The following is a 17991-nucleotide window of genomic DNA, read 5'->3' as shown; positions in this document are numbered from 1 at the left end:
GCCCCGCCGGATATCCGGCGGGGCGTATTTTTAGCATCGGCAGTCTGACGTTCAGACCGACATGCAGATGTATTTCATCTCGAGGTAATCCTCGATGCCGTGATGGCTGCCTTCGCGGCCAAGGCCGGACTGCTTGACGCCGCCAAATGGTGCCACCTCGGTCGAGATGATGCCGGTGTTCACACCCACGATGCCATATTCCAGCGCCTCGGCCACCTTGTAGACGCGGCTGAGATCCTTGGCGTAGAAATAGCTGGCAAGGCCAAAGATCGTGTCGTTGGCCATCGCGATCACGTCGTCCTCATCATCGAACTTGAACAGCGGCGCGAGGGGGCCGAACGTCTCGTCCGTGGCGAACTGCATGTCTTGCGTTGCGCCGGTGATGATGGTCGGGGGCAGGAAATGCCCCTCGCGCTGAGCAGGCTCGCCGCCGCCCAAGATGACTTTGCCACCCTTGGATTTGGCGTCGGCGACGTGCTCTTGCACCTTCGTAATTGCGTCGGCGTTGATGAGCGGGCCGAGGGTGACGCCCTCTTCCAGACCATCGCCCATCTTCAGCTTTTCAACAGCCACCTTCAGCTTTTCCGCGAAGGTGTCATAGACGCCTGCTTGAACATAGATGCGGTTCGCGCAGACGCAGGTCTGGCCGTTGTTGCGGAACTTGCACATGATGGCGCCCTCGACGGCGGCGTCCAGATCGGCGTCGTCGAACACGATGAAGGGTGCGTTGCCGCCTAGTTCCATCGAGCATTTCATGACCTGATCGGCGGCTTGTTTCAGCAGGATGCGGCCTACTTCGGTCGACCCTGTAAACGTCAGCTTGCGCACGGCGGGGTTCTCGCAGAATTCCTTGCCTACCTCGGACGAGCGCGACGATGTGACGATGTTGAACACGCCCGCCGGGATGCCCGCACGCTCGGCCAGAACGCCCATGGCGGTGGCCGACAGCGGCGTTTCAGCCGCGGGGCGACCGACAAACGCACAGCCAGCGGCCAGCGCAGGTGCGGCCTTGCGGGTGATCATCGCGTTGGGGAAGTTCCAAGGCGTGATGGATGCGGCAACGCCAATGGGCTGCTTGATGACCATGATACGTTTGTCACGCTGGTGGCCGGGGATCGTCTCGCCGTAGACGCGCTTGGCCTCTTCGGCAAAGAATTCGATAAACGACGCGCCATAGGCGACCTCGCCCTTGGCTTCGGCCAGCGGCTTGCCCTGCTCGGCGGTCAGGATGATGCCCAGATCGTCCTGATGCTCCATCATCAGATCGAACCATTTGCGCATCACATTGGCGCGCTCCTTGCCGGTCCACTTGGCCCATTCCTTTTGCGCCTTTTCAGCGGCGGCGATAGCCTCGCTCACCTGCTCGCGGCTGAGATCGGCCATCTTGGCGATGACATCGCCGCGTGCCGGGTTTTTCACGTCGAACGTCTTGTCGCCGCTAACCCATTTGCCGTTCACATAGGCCTTGTCGGCCAGTAGCTCGGGATCCTTGAGCAGGGATTTAAGATCGGTCTTACTCATGTCATGCATCCTTTCGGGTTGAGTTTACGCGAGCCAAAGCACCTTGGATCGCGCTTGTCCAGCGTTGTCGGTGCGACGTTAGGGGATGCCCAGATAACGGTCCAGAACGCGCGACCACGCGTCGCTGCGCAGATATCTCAGCAAAGAGCGGTTCATCGGCTCACGCAAAGCTGAGTCGGTGGGTAGGGCGACGCCGTAATCCTGACGTCCGATGGCATCCTCAAGAACTTGCACCTCGTTGTCGAAGTTTTGAAGCGCGACATATTGCATCAACGGCTTATCATAAACGACCGCCCTCACCTCGCCGTCCAGCAACCCTTGCAGGCCGTCATTGATGTCGTCATAGCGTGCCACGCGAATGCCGCGTGCGGCCATTTCCTCGTCGCCGGTGGTGCCTTGCACTACGCCAATGCGGTATTTCTTCAGGTCTGACACGCCTTGGATCGCATTCCCGAGGCTGCCGACCGTCAGTGATGCCGCGATGGCGGCGGTAAAGCTGGCGACGATCAGCATGGCGGTAAACATCCAGATGACGCCCACGATGCGCCCGCCCAGAGTGCGCGGCGACTTGTCGCCGTAGCCGACCGTGGTCATCGTGACCGCCGCCCACCAGAACCCGTCGCCCAGCCCTTGGGCCGGGGATCGCGGGAATTCCTCGTTGCTGCGCCGCTCAAACGCCCAGACAGCGGCGCCGGCGGCCAGTAGAACTGTCGAAAGCGTGGCGATCGCGACCGCGAATTGCCAGGTAAAGAGGTTTTTTATCACCTGAAACCAGCCGCTTCCGGCGTCGGGGTCTATCGCGATGCCAAGGCCGGTCGTGTAGTAGGGAAACGTGAAATCCAGCTTGGCCTCACGTGCGGGCGTGATGGTGATGGCCGCGACGGCGGCGTCCACTTCGCCTGCTTCGACGGCGGCCAGCATCCCCTCCAACGTGTCCTCACGCCATTCAATGCTGCGGCCCAGATCGTCGGCCACGGCCAGCATCGCGTCGATTGCGATACCGCTCCATTCGCCGTCCGTCCCGACTAAGGCGAAGGGCGGCGCGCTTTTGGTCGCGACGATCAGCGGGCCGGTTTCCTCAGCACCTTGCGCGGCTTCGGCGGCACTGTCGGCGCCGATGTCCTGCGCGGCGGCAGGAAGCGCGGTCAGAAGCAGGGCAAAGATCAGGGCCAGCGCCCTCACGGGGGCGCGTGTGTCGCATATCGGCAAGGTCGGTGATCTCCTGTTTTGGGTTCTGGGCCGCTTTATCGGTATTTGAGCCAAAAGGTTCAAGGGGCCAGCCCCGGCGCGCAAGCGCTGCTTCGTCCGGCACGCTCAATCGCTGAAACGTTGCGACCAACAGGGCAGGATATCGCCCGGCTCTGCGCGCGCCAGATACACGGCCCGAGCGATAGCGCGGGCGAGGCAGGTCGCGGCAGCATGGCCAAGGATCAGGGTGTCGGCCACCGGATCTGCAAGCGCCCTTGCGCCGGTGCTAGCGGCAAAGACCAGATCGCCGTCCATCGGCGTATGCGACGGCAACAGGGCGCGGGCCATGCCGTCATGCGCCGCTGTGGCCAGCCGGGTGCACTGCGCTTGGTTCAGTGCGGCATCTGTGGCGACAATGGCGATGGTGGTATTGCCGCCATCACCCAACTTGGTTGGCGGCAGATGCACTTCGCCAAAGCTGCGCGCAGGGCCAAGGCCGCCGAATTCATCCCCGATCTCGAACGGGGCGGCCCAGAAATGCGGGCCATTTGCGACGGTTGCCGACCCCAATGCGTTGACCGCGACCAGTGCGCCGACTGTATGACCGGACGGCAGCACGAACGACGCCGAGCCGAGGCCACCCTTCAGCGTCGCCATCAGCGCACCCGTGCCGGCACCGGCGCTGCCAAGGTCGAATTTAGCCGCGCAGGCGGCCAATGCCTCGGCCCCGAGGCGCTTGTAAGGGTTCTCAACCCAATCTTTGGTCCCGCCATTCAGCAGATCAAAGAGGATCGCGCCCGGCACGATTGGCACGCGCACATTCCCCACGGCAAAACCGCGCCCTGCGGCGCGCAGCGCGTCCGCCACACCCGACGCCGCATCAAGGCCAAAGGCCGAACCGCCCGACAATACCAGCGCATCCACCTGCTGCACGGTCCGGTCCGGCGCCAGCAGATCCGTCTCGCGCGTGCCGGGCGCGCCGCCCATGACGTGCACGCCTGCGGTGAATGGTTCATCCGCCGTCAGCACCGTCGCGCCGGATCTCAGCGCGCCGTCGTTTGCGTTGCCGACACGCAGCCCCGGCACGTCGGTAATCAGGTTCATCGGGCCTGTTTGAGCGGTCATATGCCGGGATTCCTGCATCTATTTGCAAAATATCTTGCCAGAATACACGTGATAGGCAACAAAGACAGCAGGCCGAGGCGGTGGCGCCGCTTCCCCGATTCGGGACAAGGCCGTTTGTAGTCCAACCGTCCTGAACGCCGGGACCTTTCTATTTAGGAGGGTCGAAATGACTGAACGTCCAGAAATGTATCGCTTCCACAATGGCGAAAAGGCCAAACCTCAGTTTGATGGGGCCGAGTATGACGCACGCCTCAAGGGCCTGCGTGCGCGCATGTCCGATCTGGGTGTCGACGTGGCCGTGTTCACCTCGATGCACAATATCGCGTACTACTCCGGCTTTCTCTATTGCTCCTTCGGTCGTCCCTACGGTCTGGTCGTCACTGCCGATCAGGACGTGACCATTTCCGCCGGTATCGACGCAGGCCAGCCCTGGCGCCGCAGCCATGGCGACAACATCACCTATACAGACTGGCAGCGCGACAACTACTGGCGCGCGATCCTGTCCGTATCGGGCGAAGGCAAAGTCATCGGCTATGAGGCCGATCACCTGACGCTGCTGCAGAAATCCAAGATGGACAGCTTCCTCAAGCCGTCCAAATCGGTCGATATCGCGCCTACTACAATGGTTCAGCGTATGCACAAGAGCCAGGCCGAGCTGGATCTGATCCGCCGCTGCTGCAAGGTCGCGGATGTGGGTGGCTACGCGATCAAGGACGCGATCAAGGTCGGCACGCGCGAGATTGACGTCGCCATTGCAGGCCGCGACGCGATGGAGCTGGAGATTGCCAAGGAATTCCCGGATGCGGAATACCGCGATAGCTGGGTCTGGTTCCAGTCGGGCATCAACACCGACGGCGCACACAACCCTGTCACCGCGCGCAAGCTGGAAACCGGCGATATCCTGTCGCTGAACACCTTCCCGATGATCTCGGCCTACTACGTCGCGCTGGAGCGCACGATGTTCGTGGGCGAGGTGGATCCGGCTAGCCTCAAGATCTGGGAGGCGAACATCGCTGCGCATGAATACGGCATGAGCCTGCTCAAGCCGGGCGCGACCTGCTCGGAGATCACGCACAAGATCAACGACTTCCTCGAAGAGCGTCAGTTGCTGCAATACCGCACCTTCGGCTATGGCCACAGCTTTGGCATCCTGTCGCACTACTATGGCCGCGAGGCGGGTCTGGAACTGCGCGAAGATATCGACACAGTGCTCGAGCCCGGCATGGTCATCTCGATGGAGCCGATGCTGACCATCGCGGACGATCAGCCCGGCGCAGGCGGCTACCGCGAGCATGACGTGCTGATCATCACCGAAGACGGCAACGAAGACATCACCGGCTATCCCTACGGCCCGGATTTCAACGTCGTCGGCTAAGGCTGACTGTTTTGGATTTCAGAGGGCGGCCTTTAGTGGGCCGCCCTTTTTGCGATAACGAAGTAGCCTGTGGCCAAGTGGCGGAGTGGGCGAAACACCTCTTGGCGTTCGCCACACTGCGGCATTCAGTGAAAGCGTGCCGGAGCATTGTTGACTATCAGACCCCAGCGACAAGCCCCTTTGGGCGGCTAGGCGGGGCGAGGTAGGCGCTGGCCAACTGCGGTTTCAGCGCTACTCTGCAGCCACCAATTTCTTTCGGTTGTGCCTGTCTAATTCAATCAGAATTGGGTTCTGAAACCGATACTGCAGCAACTTGATCTCATTTTTTGAAATCACCACGCCTTTGCGCCAATGCTGGTCCTTCATCACCCCTGCGTATTCCGTGGCATAGTCGCGGAATTGGTCGTTGGTTACAGCAAATGATATCGGCAGGTGCTTCAGACTCTCCAGAATGAATTGATCCGCTTGAACGCCGCTAGGCACCACATAGATTTCATCTGGTCTGAGGCCAAAAATATCATAGAGCAGCGCGAATGTATGATGTTTAACCCGTGGGAGGGCTCCGTGCTCCATTAGCCTGAAAAAAATACTGGCATCAAAGAAACAAACGATACGATACCCTTCGGTCCGCAATTGGTGCGCGATCTCCGCAAGCGGCTGAGCGTCTAATCCGTTGTCGTGACCAAAGTGGTAAATATTGCTGCCGTCAATAATGACAGTTTTCGCATCTAGCCGCAGGTCGCGCATGAACCTTTCACGATCATTGGCCAGCAAGTAGTGTGGCTCGACGTAATGCTGCCTAGTGGAACGAAACCCGGAATAGACAATCAGCCAGAATATAACCAGCACTGCTGAAACCGGCAGTATGATGTCCATGTCCACAACGGGGCGCATCAAATACCACCACAAGGGCAGCGCGGAAGCTGCCGTCAGCAGCGAGACGATCAACGCTGAGCGGAATGTGTTTCGCAACCACGCGCCGAAGTCAAAGCCCGGCGTCTTAAGGTCGTGAGGCGCAAGCTTTTCGCCCAACGTGGTCGGTTCGTGCGTCATAGTATTGCTCGTATAGATGCCGTTAGCAGAAACGTAGCTTAGGATTCCTAAGAAGACCATAAGGGCGCAAAACGATCCTGAAAACGATGCCAGCAAACCCAAAGGCGCCCAGCAAGGGCTGCACCCTTACACATCCTGTTTCCATGTCGCGTCGATCCAGCCTAAAAAGGATCAGGCGCAGCGAAAGGACGACCATGCTCGCACTGGCAAAGCTCATCCTCATTGGTGGGGCGATTCTGACGGTGATCTACATCGCGCTGTCGCTTTGGTCGCGGCGGGTGCGGCGCAGCAAGCTGGAGGCTGAATGGCTGGTGGCGGGCAGGCCCGGCGACGAAGAAGACTTTGTCGACGCGGGGCTGAAAGAATATGACGGATCGGTGCGCCGAAAACTGATTCTGGGCGTTTACGTCGTGCCGATGGTCGTGATCGGCACGATCGTGTATCTGACGAATTTCAAGTGAGGGGGCCGGAATGGTCTATGTAAAATGGGTTTTCTGGGGCGTGTTCTGGGCGATCATCATCGCATTCCTGCACTACACGCTACCGCAGCACGACATTGCGCGCATCACCGACACCTATGAAAAGCGCGTCGATTTCGGCGAAAACTCGATTTTCTGGGCCAATTCGAACTCGGGCAACGCGCAGGCACCAAAGAACCGCGACGTGTTTTTTATCCAGGCGTTCCGCACGGACGGTAAGCCGATGATCTATCGCAACGAGGATACCGGCTGGGGCTGGCCGCCCTATTTCAAATTCGACACGTCGAACCTGCAGGCTGAGGCGTCTGATCTTCTCTCCAAGCGGAGCGCGGGCACCGCGCAATGGGTGTCGATCACGCATTACGGCTGGCGCAACGAGTTCATGTCGATTTTTCCCAACGCCATCTCGGTCAAGGCGGTCGACGGACCGGATGTGCGCATCATCCCGTGGTTTAACATCATCCTTCTTACGCTGCTTGCCGCGCTCTTTTGGGGCATTTGGGCGAGGTGGCGCAAGTTCCGCACCCGCCGCGAAAAGCGCAAGGTTGACGACTATACCGACGGCTGGGGTTAAGCGCTGATTTTGGCGAAAAACAACTCTCTCTATCGGGCCAGATTGCGCCAGCCATAGGTCCAGTCTAGGCTCGCGCTATGGCGATCCCGGTCGAAACCTTTTTCCTCAGCGCTGATGCGGCCGGCACTTTGCAGGCGCGCATCCAGCAGATGATTGCCGAGGGCATCCTGTCGGGTCGCTTTGCCAAGGGGGAAAAGCTGCCATCGTCCCGCGGCCTCGCCGCGCATCTTGGCGTAAGCCGCATCACCGTCACGCTGGCCTATACCGAATTGCAGGCAAACGATTATCTGACCGCGCGCGACAGATCGGGCTACTACGTGTCCGATACCGCGCCCGAGCCACCACGCTTTGCCTCGCGTCATCCCACGCAGGACCGCATCGATTGGTCCCGTGCGCTGGGGCGTCGCTATACCGGTGGCGCGACACCGGAAAAACCGCAGGATTGGGCCAGCTATCCCTATCCGTTTCTATACGGGCAGAGCGATCCAAAGTTGTTCGATCACGCCAATTGGCGCCATTGCGCGCTGCGTGCCTTGGGTCAAAAGGATTTCCACGCGCAGGCGACGGATTACTATGATCAGGACGATCCGCAGCTGATCGAATTCATCACACGTCATACGCTGCCCCGGCGCGGGATACTGGCCGAGCCGGATGAGATCCTCGTTACCATGGGCGCGCAGAACGCCCTCTGGTTGACCGCGCAGGTGCTACTGACCCAGCGTCGCACGGCGGTGATCGAGGATCCATGTTACTATGGCCTGCGCGATATCCTGACGCAGGCGCGCTGTCATACTGCTGCCGTTCCTGTCGACGGGCGCGGCCTGCTACCCGGCGCGCTGCCGGATCATGCGGACGTGATTTTCACCACCCCCAGCCACCAATGCCCGACCAATGCGACGATGCCGATGGCGCGGCGCCGCGCGCTGCTGGCCAAGGCGCGCAGCATGGATGCGCTGATTGTCGAGGATGACTATGAGTTCGAGATGTCGTTCCTGAATGCGCCCTCGCCCTCGCTGAAATCGCTCGATCGGGATGGGCGGGTGATCTATGTCGGCAGCTTTTCCAAGTCGATCTTTCCCGGCCTGCGCCTTGGTTATCTGGTCGGCCCGCGCCCGTTTATCCGCGAGGCGCGCGCGCTGCGGGCCAGTGTGCTGCGCCATCCACCCGGCCTGATACAGCGCACGGCGGCCTATTTCCTGAGCCTCGGACATTACGACAGCCTGATCCGCCGCACCTCGCGCGCCTATGGCGAGCGGCGCGGCGTGATGGAGGATGCATTGGCCGAGCATGGCCTGACCGTGGCCGGGCGCGGGCTGCATGGCGGTTCGTCGATATGGATGCGCGCGGCTGAGGGCGTCGATATGGGGGCAATCGCCGCAGATCTACGCGGTGTGGGCGTGCTGATAGAACCTGGCGCGTCCTTCTTTCAGGGGCCGACACCGCCGCGCAACTTCTACCGCCTCGCCTATTCGTCGATCCCGCCGGGCAAGATCGGCGCCGGCATCGCCCTGATCGCCGAAGCACTGCGCCGTGCGTAGTTTTTTTGGCCCCATCGCGTAGATGCATCTGGCCCTATTGCGTCCGCCCCGCTGACTTTACTTTCACCCAAACGCCGCGCCACCTAACCCCGAGGATAGACCCCATGAAAATGACCACCGAAGAAGCCTTTGTCAAAACCCTGCAAATGCACGGTATCGAACATGCGTTCGGGATTATCGGGTCCGCCTTCATGCCGATTTCAGATATTTTCCCCAAGGCTGGCATCACGTTCTGGGATTGCGCGCATGAGGGGTCGGGCGGGATGATGGCCGATGGCTATACCCGCGCGACCGGCAAGATGAGTATGATGATCGCGCAGAATGGTCCCGGCATCACGAACTTCGTCACCGCCGTAAAAACCGCCTACTGGAATCACACGCCGCTGTTGTTGGTGACGCCACAGGCGGCGAACAAGACGTTGGGGCAGGGCGGGTTTCAGGAGGTCGAACAGATGGCCGCCTTTGCCGACATGGTCGCTTACCAAGAAGAAGTGCGCGATCCTACCCGCGTGGCTGAGGTGCTGAACCGCGTAATCCTGAACGCCAAGCGCGCCAGCGCGCCTGCGCAAATCAACATGCCGCGCGATTTTTGGACTCAGGTGATCGACATCGAGCTGCCACAGATCGTGGCGTTCGAGCGCCCGTCAGGCGGCGAAGAGGCACTGGATGAGGCGGCGGACTTGCTGTCGAAAGCCAAGTTTCCGGTGATCCTGAATGGCGCGGGCGTTATCCTCGGCGATGCCATCGACGCGTCAAAGCAGCTGGCCGAACGCCTCGATGCACCTGTCTGTGTGGGCTATCAGCATAACGACGCGTTTCCCGGCGCGCACCCGCTTTTCGCCGGGCCGCTGGGCTATAACGGGTCCAAGGCCGCGATGCAGCTGATCGCCAAGGCCGATGTGGTGCTGGCGCTGGGCACACGGCTGAACCCGTTTTCGACGCTGCCGGGCTATGGCATCGACTATTGGCCAAAAGGCGCCAAGATCATTCAGGTCGATATCAATCCCGACCGCATCGGCCTGACCAAAAAGGTCAGTGTCGGTATTATCGGCGATGCCAAGAAGGTGGCAAATTCGATCCTGTCGAAACTGTCCGACACCGCTGGCGACGAGGGCCGGGATGAGCGCAAGAACCTTATCGCCACCACCAAATCCGCTTGGGCGCAGGAACTATCCTCGATGGATCACGAGGAGGATGACGAAGGCACGACCTGGAATCAGCGCTGCCGCGATGCCAAACCCGACTGGATGAGCCCCCGCATGGCGTGGCGCGCGATCCAGTCCGCGCTGCCCAAGGAGGCGATCATCAGCTCCGACATCGGCAATAACTGCGCCATCGGCAACGCCTATCCGACATTTGAGGAGGGCCGCAAATATCTGGCCCCCGGCCTGTTCGGCCCTTGTGGCTATGGCCTGCCCTCGGTCGTGGGGGCCAAGATCGGCTGTCCCGATGTGCCTGTTGTTGGCTTTTCCGGCGACGGCGCGTTCGGCATCGCGGTGACCGAACTGACGGCGATAGGGCGCGAAGAATGGCCCGCTGTCACCCAGATCGTTTTCCGCAACTACCAGTGGGGCGCGGAAAAGCGGAACTCGACCCTTTGGTATGACGACAATTTTGTCGGGACCGAACTGGACACGCAGGTATCTTACGCCGGTATCGCCAATGCCTGCGGGCTGAAAGGTGTCGTCGCGCATACGATGGAGGAACTGACCGAGGCCCTCAATCGGGCAATCAAGGACCAGATGGAGAACGGGGTAACTACTCTGATCGAGGCGATGATCAATCAGGAACTGGGCGAGCCTTTCCGCCGCGACGCGATGAAAAAACCCGTCGCCGTGGCCGGGATCGACGCTGCGGACATGCGTCCTCAGACGGTATGAGTCCGCGCGCTATCCTCGTCCTCAATGCCGGATCGTCTACGATCAAGGTAGCGGTGTTCGAGGATGGGCGCGAAGTGGCGCGCGCCGGGGCGGACGCGGTGCCGGATCACGGCGCGGCGCTGGGCACGGTGATGGCGGCGCTGGCCGGGCAGGGTTACGGGCTGAACCGCTTTGCCGCAGCCGCGCACCGCGTTGTGCATGGCGGTCCGGACCTCAGCGAAACTGCCCGCATCACGTCCGATCTGCGCGCTCAGATCGTCGCCTGCATCCCGCTGGCGCCGCTGCATAATCCGCACCACCTGGAGGTGATCGACCGCATTGCGCTGGCGGCGCCCGACCTGCCGCAATTTGCCAGTTTTGATACCGCCTTTCATGCCAGCATACCCGAGGTCGCGGTGCGCTATGCGCTGCCCGATGTGGTGGAAACCCAAGGCCTGCGGCGCTACGGATTTCACGGCATCAGCTATGCAGCGCTGGTCGAGGCACTACCGCAACAGACCGGCCAGCCGCTGCCGCGCCGCTTGCTTGCCTTTCACCTCGGCAATGGCGCGTCGATCTGCGCGATAAAGGATGGCCGCTCGGTCGCCACAACCATGGGCTATTCGCCCAATGCCGGCCTGACGATGGGCACGCGCAGCGGTGACATGGATCCTGCCGCCGTGTTGGAACTGGCCCGGCGCATGGGCGTCGACGCCGCCGAGTCCCTGCTGACGCATGCCTCCGGCCTGCTGGGGCTGTCGGGCGAAAGTTTTGACATGCGCGCTTTGGAGGCGTCGGATACGCCCGGTGCGCACTGGGCAATCCGGCATTTCTGCTACTGGGCCGCACGGCACGCAGGCTCGATGATCGCAGCGATGGGGGGAGTCGACGCCATCGCCTTTACCGGTGGTATCGGCGAGAACGCACGTGACATCCGGAACGATATTCTGCTTAAATTGGCTTGGGCAGGAGACGTTCCCGTTCACATCGTGCCCGCGCAAGAAGAAGCCTTCATCGCGCGGGAGGCATCCAATCTGATGGAAGGCCCAGACTTTGCCGCATAGACAGCCCGATCTGGACCTTTCGCCCCGCGTTTCGGACGAGGTGCGCAAGACGACCTGCTACATGTGCGCCTGCCGCTGCGGCATCGACGTGCATATGAAGGATGGAAAGGTCGCCTACATCGAGGGCAACCGCGATCACCCGGTGAACAAGGGCGTCCTGTGTGCCAAGGGCAGCGCGGGCATCATGCAGCACAATGCGCCCTCGCGCCTGCGCGCGCCGCTCAAGCGCGTTGGTCCGCGAGGATCGGGCGAATTCGAAGAGATCAGCTGGGACGAGGCGCTGTCGCTGGCGACCGAGTGGCTGGCCCCTCTGCGCGAAACGGCGCCGGAGAAGCTGGCCTTCTTTACAGGCCGCGACCAGTCTCAGAGCTTTACCAGCTACTGGGCGCAGAATTTCGGCACGCCGAACTACGCGGCGCATGGCGGCTTTTGCTCGGTCAACATGGCGGCTGCTGGCATCTATACGATGGGCGGCGCGTTCTGGGAATTTGGCACCCCCGACTGGGATCACACCAAGCTGTTCATGTTGTTCGGCGTCGCCGAGGACCATGACAGCAACCCGATCAAGATGGGGATCGGCAAGCTGAAGGCGCGCGGCGCACGGGTGATCGGAGTCAATCCCATCCGCACCGGCTATAACGCGATCGCCGACGATTGGGTCGGCATTACGCCCGGCACCGACGGCCTTTTTATCTTGGCGCTGGTTCATGAGTTGATGAAGGCGGGCCGGATCGACGTCGATTACCTCGCGCGCTACACCAACGCGCCGGTGCTGGTGAATAGCGATCCGAAATCGCCCGAACATGGGCTGTTCCTGCGCGATGGTGACGATAAACCGCTGGTTATTGACCGCAATACGGGCAAGCTGGCGGCGTTCGACAAACCCGGCATCCGCCCCGATCTGCACGCCACCCATCGCGCGGCTGGCATCACGCACCGCCCGGTCATGCACCTAATGGCCGAGCGCTACCTCGACAAGAAGTACGCGCCCGAGGCTGTGGCCGAACGTTGCGGGCTGACTGTGCAAAAGATCAGAAACATCGCCGCCGAACTGGCCCGCGTCGCCTTTGACGAGGCGTTCACGCTGGACCGCGAATGGACCGATTTTCGCGGCGAGACGCACCAGACCATGACGGGCCGCCCCGTCAGTTTTCACGCGATGCGCGGTATTTCCGCCCATTCCAACGGGTTTCAGACCTGCCGCGCGCTGCATGTGCTGCAAATCATCCTCGGCACAGTCGAAGTGCCCGGCGGGATGCGCTTCAAGCCGCCATACCCCAAACCGGTCAGTGCCCATCCAAGGCCGCATAGCAACAGCGCCCCCGGTAAGCCGTTGGATGGCCCGCACTTGGGCTACGTCACAGGACCGGATGATCTTTGTCTCAAAGCCGATGGATCACCTGCGCGCATCGACAAGGCGTTTACCTGGGAAAACCCGCTCAGCGCGCATGGGTTGATGCATATGGTGATCTCGAACGCCCATGCTGGCGATCCCTACAAGATCGACACGCTGTTCATGTATATGGCGAACATGTCGTGGAATTCGTCGATGAACACCGGCGGCGTGATGGAAATGCTGACTGACACTGATGAGAACGGCGACTACGTCATCCCCCGCATCATCTATTCCGACGCCTACAGCAGCGAAATGGTTGCCTATGCTGACCTCATTCTGCCAGATACGACCTATCTGGAACGCTACGATTGCATCTCCCTTCTTGACCGCCCCATCAGCGAGCCTAATGCGGCCGCAGATGCCATCCGCTGGCCGGTCGTGCAGCCGGACCGCGACGTGCGCGGCTTTCAATCCGCGCTCTGCGAGTTGGGCGCGCGGCTGAATCTACCGGGTTTTGTGACCGAAGATGGCGGCCAGAAATACGCCGACTACGCCGACTACATCACCAATCACCAGCGCAAGCCGGGCATCGGCCCGCTTGCCGGCTGGCGGATGGGCAAGCATGGTCTGACCCATGGGCGCGGCGCCCCAAACGAGGCGCAGCTGGACAGCTATATCAAGAATGGTGGCTTTTGCGTCCAGCACATCCCCGAGGATGCGCAATACTACAAACCATGGAACATGGCCTATCAGGATTGGGCCGTTGGCATCGGCATCTTTGACAGCCCGCAGCCCTATATCTTTGATCTCTATGCCGAGCCTTTGCGCCGCTTCCAACTGGCCGCTGAAGGGCATGGCGAACGTCAGCCGCCCGATCACCTGCGCGAGCGGATCAAGGCCACGCTGGACCCGCTGCCGATCTGGTATCCCGCGCTGGAGGACGGCCATGTCGACGGTGAGGAATATCCGATCCACGCCCTGACCCAGCGGCCCATGGCGATGTATCATAGCTGGGGCGGCCAGAATGCATGGCTGCGCCAGATCCACGGGTATAACCCGCTCTATCTGCCCACACAGCTGTTCCAGCAGCACGGATTTTCTGATGGCGACTGGGCGCGCGTCACCTCGGCCCATGGCGAGATCACCGTGCCGGTCGCGCATATGGCGGCGCTTAACCCGCATACTGTCTGGACATGGAACGCCATCGGCAAACGCAAGGGCGCGTGGGCGCTGAAAGATGGCGCGCCAGAGACGACCAAAGGCTTTCTGCTGAACCACCTCATTCACGAGCTGTTGCCCCCGCGTGGGGATGGACTGCGTTGGGCCAATTCCGACCCGGTCACGGGTCAGGCCGCATGGTTCGATTTGCGCGTAAAGATCGAAAAGGTGCGCGCCCCGGATGAGGCCCATCCGGTGCTGCCGCGCATCGCTTCGCCAGTGGGGCAGGGGCCGGATGAGTTGACATGGAAAGTGGGCAAATGACCAACCTCCCCGGCACAACGCAGCGCAAACTGGGCCTTGTGATCGACCTCGACACCTGCGTTGGCTGTCATGCCTGCGTCATCTCTTGCAAGGGGTGGAACACCGAAAACTATGGTGCCCCCCTCAGCGATCAACGCCCCTATGGCGAGGACCCCACCGGCACGTTCCTCAACCGCGTGCACAGTTACGAGGTGCAGCCCGATCACGGTGCCGCCCAGCTGGTCCACTTTCCCAAATCGTGCCTGCATTGCGAGGATGCGCCGTGCGTGACCGTCTGCCCCACCGGCGCCAGCTACAAACGCGAAGAGGACGGCATCGTTTTGGTCAATGAGAGCGATTGCATCGGCTGCGGCCTCTGTGCGTGGGCCTGCCCTTACGGCGCGCGCGAGATGGACGCAGCAGAGGGCGTGATGAAGAAATGCACCCTCTGCGTTGATCGCATCTATAACGAAAACCTGCCCGAGGCGGACCGCGTTCCCGTCTGTGTGCGCACCTGTCCTGCCGGCGCGCGCCATTTCGGCGACTTCGCCGACCCCGACAGCCATGTCAGCCAACTCACGGCCGAGCGTGGCGGCTTTGATCTGATGCCCGAGCAAGGCACCAAGCCGGTCAATAAATACCTGCCACCGCGCCCTCGCGACCAGTTGGACCAGCCGCAACAGACCGACATACTCGCCCCGTTCCTCGACACGGTCGCCGAAGAGCCGCGTGGCTTTGTCGCTTGGCTCGACCGCGCGCTATCCAAGGTCTGACATGCATCCCGCCCCGTCCGTCATCGTCTTTACCACGCTCTCCGGTCTCGGCTTTGGCCTGCTGTTCTGGCTTGGTCTCGGCCTACCCGGCGTCACCGGATGGAGCGCTTTTGCCTTCTTTGCCATCGCCTACATCCTCGCGGTGGGCGGCCTCATGGCATCCACCTGCCACCTCGGCCACCCAGAACGCGCGCTCAAGGCGTTCAGCCAATGGCGCACCAGCTGGCTCAGCCGCGAAGGCTGCGCGGCGGTCGCGGCGCTCATCCTCATGGCGCTCTACGGCGCGGGCCTTGTGTTCTTTGATCAGCGCTGGGTGCCCCTCGGCTGGCTGGGCGCGGCCCTCTGCCTTGGCGTGACGCTGACCACCTCGATGATCTATGCCCAGATGAAGACCGTCCCGCGCTGGCGCACTTGGCTCACTCCGGCGCTTTTCTTTGCCATATCGCTGGCAGGGGGCGCATTGTTGGCCGGGCAGATCACCTTGGCGCTGATCCTGCTGCCCATCGCCGCGATCATCCAGATTGCATGGTGGCTGCGCGGTGACAGCGCGCTGGCCCGCTCGGGCACTAACCTCAGCACAGCGACGGGCCTTGGCCATATCGGCACGCCTCGCGCGTTCGAGCCGCCCCACACCGGCACCAACTACCTCCTGCGCGAATTCGTCTACGTCGTTGGCCGCCGCCACGCGCAAAAACTGCGCACAATCGCCTTTGCCGTCGGCTATGTCCTGCCCATATTGTTGCTTGGCCTGCCGGGGGGGCATGTCACAGCCGCGCTTGCCGTGCTAAGCCATGTCTTGGGGGTCACGGCATCCCGCTGGCTTTTCTTTGCCGAGGCCGAACACGTCGTCGGACTCTATTACGGCAAACGAACAGCCTGAGCGCGCCCAGACTTTCGTCGTTCCAGAAATACTCTCATCCGTCCGGAGCCAAGACATGCAAACTTTCGATCTACGCACCACCCCGACCAAACCATGGGTCAACGGCGCTGGCACACGGCAGGAACTGGCATCAGGCCAGCAAGACGGCCAGACCACTTGGTGGCTGAGCGCCGCCAATATCGAGCGGGATTGCGCCTTTTCCACCTATCCCGGCCTCGCGCGGTTGCATGTTGTGATCTCTGGTTCCGGCACGCGCCTTACCGGCGACGGTATCGATCTGGAAGCGCGGCCCATGACACCCATAGCCTTTGACGGCGACACGCTGCTGAACTGCCAGCTATTGGGCGGACCCTGCACCGCGTTCAACGTGATCTACGATCCCGCCATGATACACCCCGATCTGTCGGCGCTGGAGGCGGGCGCGCATGAGGTGGATGCACGTGAAATAGCGGTGTTCTGCGTCTCTGGCTCGGCGTCGGTGGATGGCATGGGGCTGGAGGTCGGTCAGGGCGCCCTGCTGCGCGGTGCGGCGACGATCACCGTCGATCCCAGCGCCGAAGTGCTCTGCGCGCGTCTGGACCCGGCCTAAACCCGATAGCCCTGAGACGCCCGCCGACAATCCCCCCCCCGCGTTAAGTGCCGCCCGCACGCAATGCATTGCGCCAGATCGGCTTAGTGCATTAGCTTGATCTCAAACGCGACGGCTCATGCGTCGGGGGTGACCGTTCTTGTGTGTCCGGTGTAGTGTCCGCTATGCGGGACGAAGCCGCCGTCCACGGCGGCCGCGTCAAAGTCCGCTTCAGGGAAGCCGTTCAACAAACGGTGATTTTTGGCTAAGGGTGCTGAACAGCTAGATGTGCTAGTAGGGCTGGAAAAAAGGCACTGCCGTGCCAACGGCGCGCCTCGTGCTGTCAGACGTCAACGCTTATGCGGATTTTGGACGGGTCCACTCCGAAATGTACAGCCAAGCCTTGGCGAGCCTGTTCCGGTGTCATCGTGATAGCAGCGGCTTGTATGGTTGGCGTCAAATCAAACTTACAATCGGCGAAGTGCACGTCGAGCGGTTTAACCGTGCGCATTTTGTTATCTCTGCTGCGTCCCGGCTTTTCTGCGAGCCATTTTTCGTGCTCCTTCTCGATGTGCTCTAGCAGTCGAGGCACAGGCACCAGCCAAACGGACAAGTTATCAACATCTTTCCCGGTTGCCATGAGGCAATAGTCTGCACCGTCCAAACTTGGCACGTTTGCGTCAGCGTCGCCAGAATCGGCGGCAAACTGGACTGACCCGTGCACGGTATTGACCACCAACAGGCAGTGTTTGCCGTCCAACTCCACTTCGTACCTGCCAGCGTGCCGCCGCAGCAGTTTAGCGTCCGGGAGCATCGTCAAAATTGCTTCTTTACGTTCAGTAGCGTTCATAACTTTCATCCATACAGGTTCATAAGGACTCATAATAGATAACAGTTTTATTTTGTCCAGTATAGTTTGGTATATTCTGGTAAAGCAATCTGCGGCTGCGCATGCGCAGAGGCGGGATGGTGGGGCCATGGTGAGCGGCTACCCTTGTTCGAAAGCACTGCTTTACCTGCCAGAAACGCTCGTTTTTGGAGCAGCTGGAAGACGGCCTGTTTCCGGCTGCCACAAACCCCATTCAAAACCTAGGCAGTTGTTGAAGGTTTTTGCCTCCATCGTAAGAGCAGCCATTCGCGGCGTTGCAAAATATTGATAAGATGGGCTCACAACCGATATTCGCTATCATAAAAAAA

15 protein-coding genes are annotated in these 17991 nt (G+C 61.1%); 10 read left to right on the top strand and 5 right to left on the bottom strand.

Annotated elements, in window-relative coordinates:
- Positions 1-51: 51 nt before the first annotated feature.
- The 3 genes from U3654_RS14990 to U3654_RS14980 form a co-directional block, all read right to left on the bottom strand.
- Entirely contained in the window at positions 52-1521 is a 1470-nt protein-coding gene (locus U3654_RS14990) for an NAD-dependent succinate-semialdehyde dehydrogenase (protein ID WP_416384521.1), read from the bottom strand.
- Positions 1522-1599: 78 nt separating this feature from the next.
- A complete protein-coding gene (locus U3654_RS14985) occupies positions 1600-2730 on the bottom strand; it encodes a transporter substrate-binding domain-containing protein (protein ID WP_324752352.1) in 1131 nt (376 codons plus the stop codon).
- Between the two features lie 105 nt (positions 2731-2835).
- Positions 2836-3834, bottom strand: a complete 999-nt coding sequence (locus U3654_RS14980) for a P1 family peptidase (RefSeq protein ID WP_324752351.1) — start codon at positions 3832-3834, stop codon at positions 2836-2838.
- Positions 3835-4000: 166 nt separating this feature from the next.
- Between U3654_RS14980 and U3654_RS14975 the strand changes: the two genes are divergently transcribed.
- Positions 4001-5209, top strand: a complete 1209-nt coding sequence (locus U3654_RS14975; protein WP_324752350.1) for an aminopeptidase P family protein — start codon at positions 4001-4003, stop codon at positions 5207-5209.
- Between the two features lie 231 nt (positions 5210-5440).
- On the opposite strand, the gene U3654_RS14970 is transcribed toward U3654_RS14975, so the two are convergent.
- Positions 5441-6262 (bottom strand): NYN domain-containing protein, encoded by an 822-nt coding sequence (locus tag U3654_RS14970; RefSeq protein ID WP_324752349.1) that lies wholly within the window; start codon positions 6260-6262, stop codon positions 5441-5443.
- A gap of 194 nt (positions 6263-6456) precedes the next feature.
- On the opposite strand from U3654_RS14970, the gene U3654_RS14965 reads away from it, so the two are divergent.
- From U3654_RS14965 to U3654_RS14925, 9 genes are all read left to right on the top strand, one after another.
- On the top strand, positions 6457-6723 hold the full coding sequence (locus tag U3654_RS14965; RefSeq protein WP_324752348.1) for a hypothetical protein: 267 nt from the start codon (positions 6457-6459) through the stop codon (positions 6721-6723).
- 10 nt (positions 6724-6733) lie between these two features.
- Complete coding sequence (locus U3654_RS14960) at positions 6734-7315, top strand: DUF1523 family protein (RefSeq protein ID WP_324752347.1); 582 nt, start codon at positions 6734-6736, stop codon at positions 7313-7315.
- 77 nt (positions 7316-7392) lie between these two features.
- Positions 7393-8853: a PLP-dependent aminotransferase family protein gene (locus U3654_RS14955; RefSeq protein WP_324752346.1), complete on the top strand. Its 1461-nt coding sequence runs from the start codon at positions 7393-7395 to the stop codon at positions 8851-8853.
- A gap of 104 nt (positions 8854-8957) precedes the next feature.
- On the top strand, positions 8958-10733 hold the full coding sequence (gene xsc / locus U3654_RS14950) for a sulfoacetaldehyde acetyltransferase (protein ID WP_324752345.1): 1776 nt from the start codon (positions 8958-8960) through the stop codon (positions 10731-10733).
- Complete coding sequence (locus U3654_RS14945) at positions 10730-11776, top strand: acetate kinase (RefSeq protein ID WP_324752344.1); 1047 nt, start codon at positions 10730-10732, stop codon at positions 11774-11776. Before xsc ends, U3654_RS14945 begins: the two co-directional genes overlap by 4 nt.
- Positions 11766-14594: a molybdopterin oxidoreductase family protein gene (locus U3654_RS14940; protein ID WP_324752343.1), complete on the top strand. Its 2829-nt coding sequence runs from the start codon at positions 11766-11768 to the stop codon at positions 14592-14594. The genes U3654_RS14945 and U3654_RS14940 overlap by 11 nt, the downstream gene beginning before the upstream one ends.
- Positions 14591-15346: a 4Fe-4S dicluster domain-containing protein gene (locus U3654_RS14935; protein ID WP_324752342.1), complete on the top strand. Its 756-nt coding sequence runs from the start codon at positions 14591-14593 to the stop codon at positions 15344-15346. Before U3654_RS14940 ends, U3654_RS14935 begins: the two co-directional genes overlap by 4 nt.
- A gap of 1 nt (position 15347) precedes the next feature.
- Positions 15348-16226, top strand: coding sequence for a dimethyl sulfoxide reductase anchor subunit family protein (locus U3654_RS14930; protein WP_324755297.1), 879 nt, complete (start codon positions 15348-15350; stop codon positions 16224-16226).
- 55 nt (positions 16227-16281) lie between these two features.
- Entirely contained in the window at positions 16282-16815 is a 534-nt protein-coding gene (locus tag U3654_RS14925; protein WP_324752341.1) for a HutD family protein, read from the top strand.
- Between the two features lie 322 nt (positions 16816-17137).
- Here the strand turns inward: U3654_RS14925 and U3654_RS14920 are convergent, their stop codons facing one another.
- On the bottom strand, positions 17138-17644 hold the full coding sequence (locus U3654_RS14920; RefSeq protein WP_324752340.1) for a hypothetical protein: 507 nt from the start codon (positions 17642-17644) through the stop codon (positions 17138-17140).
- Positions 17645-17991 lie beyond the last annotated feature (347 nt).

It is taken from the genome of Roseovarius sp. Pro17, assembly GCF_035599575.1.
Taxonomy (GTDB): Bacteria; Pseudomonadota; Alphaproteobacteria; order Rhodobacterales; family Rhodobacteraceae; genus Roseovarius.
This window is presented reverse-complemented; position numbering and strand designations above follow the sequence as displayed.